The following is a 5334-nucleotide window of genomic DNA, read 5'->3' as shown; positions in this document are numbered from 1 at the left end:
TTTGATAATTATTGCTTTGGTTGGTTTGTGGTATGAAAAATTCTGGTCTAAGATTCTTTTTGTAGGATTAGTTGCGATACCATTGCCTTTAGAATTCAAAGAATTAATACATGATTTTTCTCTCATCAGATTGACTATTTTTATACTTAATTTAGCTGTCTTTGTATTTTTAATTATCCGAGAATTCAAGCCGGAAGATTAAATTTTATTTTCAATAATAAAGAAAGACAGATATTTTTTTGATATCAAGAAAAACATTTTTGAAATACTTATCATTTTTATCTTGATAAAACAGCAAGTTTTAGGAAATAGCTTAACTCAAAAGAGAAAATAATAAACACAAGTTCACCTCACTAAACTTGAGAAATGCTACATAATATCAAATCCGGTAGTATCGGTATAAAAAAGCATAGAAATCATAGAAACCGGGTTTGTATCAAATCCCCTAAAATATTAATATCGACCTCCCATAAACCCGGTTTCTTATAACAGTCCGAAGCAAGCGGATTTGATATAAATAGATAGTATAAATAAATACGGTTTAGATCAGACCAACACTCATAAGGTATGGAACAATTATAGTAGTTATTCAGATTACATAACTACAAAAAAATTCCTTTAAGTAAACTATATTGATCTATAGACTCATGTACTTTCCTTCTTCTCTCTTCAAAAAATCCTTAACTGAACTGTATTGTACTATAAAGTTTATCTCAATAGACGGTAGGACGATTTGATAAAAAGGAGAACCCTCTGATAAATTTAAGGTGTTTATGTTCATAAATATTAGACTTGTCGCGAAATAAAACCTGAAAATGAAATGGGAAAATTCTGGCTTTCACTGATTAAATTATGCTGCCATCAGGTAGAAATTCCAGAGTCCAGCCGTATCGCTTCCAACTCAAGTTGGACACAAAAAGCTTGTAATAATTCATCGAATGCCTTACGGCGCACGTCCAGTCAATGACCTTAATAGGCGGTCTTCTTTTAGCACCCGATTAATATCTAACATTGTCCCATCTCAAATACCCTATTAACTTTTACTTTACCTTATAAAGCGACAAGTCTATTGTTTCTGTCTAAACCGAATTTAGTATCAAATATAAATCCAATAAAAATATAAACCCTCAATTACTTTCTGATTTGAAAAAAGTAAAAGAGGGTCATTTCAGTTATCAGTTAACAGTTATCATTACCTGTATGGAATAGGGAAGCTATTAATGCTGAATCGAATATTCTTTATTATCCCCTATCCAAGGGAAAGCTATTGACCTGATTTTTTTAGTCAAAAAAGCAACAATAAATAAGTTACTGTATTTGCCATCAATCAATTTAATTTTGCATAAATTGCTGTAGACCACGAGTCATCATATCGACTATTCCCTCTTGCTGATTAATTTCANCCTGTATGGAATAGGGAAGCTATTAATGCTGAATCGAATATTCTTTATTATCCCCTATCCAAGGGAAAGCTATTGACCTGATTTTTTTAGTCAAAAAAGCAACAATAAATAAGTTACTGTATTTGCCATCAATCAATTTAATTTTGCATAAATTGCTGTAGACCACGAGTCATCATATCGACTATTCCCTCTTGCTGATTAATTTCAGTATTTGCCTCAGTTTCTATACGCTCTACTACATCCTGTGAAAGATTAAGCAACTGCTTTAACTTTTGATAAGCAACTTCTTCCTCTTCATTAATATTTGGCTCATCAGGAGTACGAGCGCTACAAGCAATTACTTCATAACCTAATTTTAGTACAAGTTCTCTTTCTTGTTCGCTTTCTAATTTGGGAATTGATTCCTCCAATGGTATATTTTGCATGAGATAATCCCGTAATTCCTCTTGAAGTTGTTGTTGGGAATCTCCTGTAGCAAATAAACTACTAAAGCGCTTCAACATTAGATCGACTTCCTCTTGCGCCAGTTGTCCATCCGACCATGCCATATAAGCAACAATCCGCAACAAATTCATCTGACGTGGAGTAATAGATGGGGGTGGAGGTGGTTGTACTGCCATAGATTTTTCCTCAATTATTGGCTATTCATAGCTCAACTTTTAACCTATCATCAAGCTAATAGTTATCATCCAATCGTTGATAATTTTTAAATATTTCCGATGATACAAGTTTCAAAAAATACTGCTACATTAACTTTTGGTTCTCCTGCTCGCTCAGGCGTGAGAATATATATTTTTTTCCCACACTTACCGCACTTCCTAAACCTCCCACACTTCCTATACTATTACTATGTACCACCATATAAATTTTTTTGTAATTAGGGAACAGCTAGATTTTGCTATACAGGAAAATTAAATAAAGAGCAAGAGTTTTCCCTACTCCCTACTTTATAGGGGTAAGTTTTTAACAAAGGGATGAGTAACCACTTTTATTCAGTATAAAATTTCAACAAAAATACCCTCAACTTCCCCGTCTCCCCACACTCACCAAACTTCTTTTACACCAAAGGTAAAAAACTTACCCTTGTAAGCTACTCTCTACTACCTTTTGAAATGAGAAGGAACAAAGAAAAATATAGTAGTGCATTAATCAAAAAGACTCTAATGAAACTCCCAACCACCCAGCAAAATTTTCTTGTTGTTTTGCCGTAGGGTTTTTCACTGGTACAACTTGGTAACGACTGGGACTAGGGTCAGCCAAAGTTACTTGATGAGTAATAAGTTCATCTTGATGGAAAACCGTTACTTCCAAAACATCCCCTGGTTGATAATCTTTCAGGCGATCGCTCAACTTATCTGCATTTACCCGAAAACCATCTATTGCTAGTAACTCATCTCCTGCATTTAATCCAGCCAACTGTGCTGGCCCCTGATATTGAACAAATTTAATTATTTCTTTGTTATTCTCACTAACAACATTCATACCTAAATCAGGCCATTCATTATCTTCTTTTTTCAGTCGTAAGCCAAAATGTCTAAGATATTCATCAAAAGGCAACTCATCTACACCATCAATATAACTCTCAAAGAATTCATCCAAATCTAATTCTGCCACCTCTTCAATTACACCTTTTAATTGTTCAGGAGTAAAACCTATTTCTGACTTACCAAACTTATCCCACATTTTGCGCATCACATCATCCAGTGAGTATTGATTTTCATATTTTTCTCGGATTAACAAATCAAGAAATAAAGATATCATTGCTCCCTTTAAATAATAAGAAATCTGACAGTTATTACTATTAGCATCCCGACGATATAATTTAATCCAAGCATCGAAACTAGACTCACTTACTGGTTGTACTTTTCGTCCTATTGTTGTTAGGAATAGTGTAATTTCTTTTCCTAATCCTTTTAAGAAAGTTTTCAGATCATAAATACCAGCTCTTAAAGGAATTAATAAGTCATAATAACTGGTTGTACCTTCAGAAAACCAGAGAGAAGGAGTGTAATTTTCCTGTTGATAATCAAAAAATTCTAATTCTTTAGGTCGAATACGCTTAACATTCCATAAATGGAAAAATTCATGGGCAACTAACTGCATAAAGCGATCGCGTTTTTCCTTATTCCTAAAACCGAATCTCGGATAATTTAAAGTACAACTAAACTTATGTTCTAAACCACCAAAACCTTTTCCAGATATATGCAGCAGAAATAAATATTCTTCATAAGGTAAACCACCAAAAAAATCTGCTTCTACTTCAATAATTTTTTGTATATCAGGAATTAGTTTTTCTGGTTCTGCATTACCTTTACCCCAAATAGCTAATTGATGTTTTTTGCCTTGTACTTCAAATGGATATAATTGATGACTACCTATCTCAAAAGGACTATCTACTAAAGTATCAAAATCTTCTGCTTCAAAGGTATTTTCTGTGTCTGGAATCTTTGGTAAAGATGTGGTTACTTGCCAATCATATTTAGGTGGAATAACTTTTATCCTAATCGAATTTTTCTCACATTCAGGAATATAAAAGAACAAAGCTGCCCCATTAAAATAACCATGTGTAGAATCTAAATGATTAGTGCGAACTGTTAATTCATTAGCAAATATCCTGTATTGAACTATTACTTCCGAAACTCCCAAAGTTTCTATTTGCCAATGATTTTTGCTCAGTTTTTGCCAAGGTAAAGGTCGTTCATTTTCACTATAGGCACAGAAATCTTGCAAATGTTTAGCATATTCTCTAACTAAGTAAGAACCTGGCGTCCATACTGGCATTTTTAAATCCAGTTTTTTAGAAGTTTGTAATAAAGAGGAAGTTAATTGTTCAATTTTAACAGACAAACTAACCTCAAACAGATGAGATTCTGGATGAGGCATAGATACTTTATATTGAATTGCTGGCGTTGTAATTGTGGGACTGAGGGGTACTATTCTAGCTTCAGTCATAGTTATTTATTTTTGATATGAACTATTTGATTGTGACTTAAGTATATATATTTTATTTCTCTTTTTAAGATAATATTAATCTCATATAAAATCCGGTTATATAGTAATCGTAAAATTACTTCCTCTTCATACAAGTTTTCTATTGAATACTAAATTGAAAAATTCATACTATTCAAATTCTTTATTTCTCCTTAATTCTGACTCCTGACTCCTGACTCCTAAGCAATAGTATAACTAATTACCGAAAAATCAAGGTATAAAGCCTCTCACTCACCGTGGAGAAACTGTATTGAACTATTACTTCCGAAACTCCCAAAGTTTCTATTTGCCAATGATTTTTGCTCAGTTTTTGCCAAGGTAAAGGTCGTTCATTTTCACTATAGGCACAGAAATCTTGCAAATGTTTAGCATATTCTCTAACTAAGTAAGAACCTGGCGTCCATACTGGCATTTTTAAATCCAGTTTTTTAGAAGTTTGTAATAAAGAGGAAGTTAATTGTTCAATTTTAACAGACAAACTAACCTCAAACAGATGAGATTCTGGATGAGGCATAGATACTTTATATTGAATTGCTGGCGTTGTAATTGTGGGACTGAGGGGTACTATTCTAGCTTCAGTCATAGTTATTTATTTTTGATATGAACTATTTGATTGTGACTTAAGTATATATATTTTATTTCTCTTTTTAAGATAATATTAATCTCATATAAAATCCGGTTATATAGTAATCGTAAAATTACTTCCTCTTCATACAAGTTTTCTATTGAATACTAAATTGAAAAATTCATACTATTCAAATTCTTTATTTCTCCTTAATTCTGACTCCTGACTCCTGACTCCTAAGCAATAGTATAACTAATTACCGAAAAATCAAGGTATAAAGCCTCTCACTCACCGTGGAGAAACAATGAATTTATTTTCCTTTTATTCAATCCAATCCGTTTTAGGGAGAGGTAATTATCAATTATCCATTATCAA

4 protein-coding genes are annotated in these 5334 nt (G+C 32.7%); 1 reads left to right on the top strand and 3 read right to left on the bottom strand.

From position 1 onward, the window contains the following. Positions 1-202: DUF2127 domain-containing protein (locus AFK68_RS12095; RefSeq protein WP_168186429.1), on the top strand; the 202-nt coding region annotated here is incomplete at its 5' end. Between the two features lie 1338 nt (positions 203-1540). Here the strand turns inward: AFK68_RS12095 and AFK68_RS12090 are convergent. From AFK68_RS12090 to AFK68_RS12080, 3 genes are all read right to left on the bottom strand, one after another. After that, positions 1541-2023 carry a TerB family tellurite resistance protein gene (locus AFK68_RS12090; protein ID WP_094673036.1) on the bottom strand — a complete coding sequence of 161 codons (483 nt, stop codon included), beginning with the start codon at positions 2021-2023 and terminating at the stop codon, positions 1541-1543. 529 nt (positions 2024-2552) lie between these two features. After that, on the bottom strand, positions 2553-4355 hold the full coding sequence (locus tag AFK68_RS12085) for a M61 family metallopeptidase (RefSeq protein ID WP_094673035.1): 1803 nt from the start codon (positions 4353-4355) through the stop codon (positions 2553-2555). A gap of 238 nt (positions 4356-4593) precedes the next feature. Then, on the bottom strand, positions 4594-4977 hold the full coding sequence (locus AFK68_RS12080) for a hypothetical protein (RefSeq protein ID WP_094673034.1): 384 nt from the start codon (positions 4975-4977) through the stop codon (positions 4594-4596). Between the last annotated feature and the right edge of the window lie 357 nt (positions 4978-5334).

The organism is Hydrocoleum sp. CS-953, assembly GCF_002260545.1.
Lineage (GTDB): Bacteria > Cyanobacteriota > Cyanobacteriia > Cyanobacteriales > Microcoleaceae > Trichodesmium.
This window is presented reverse-complemented; position numbering and strand designations above follow the sequence as displayed.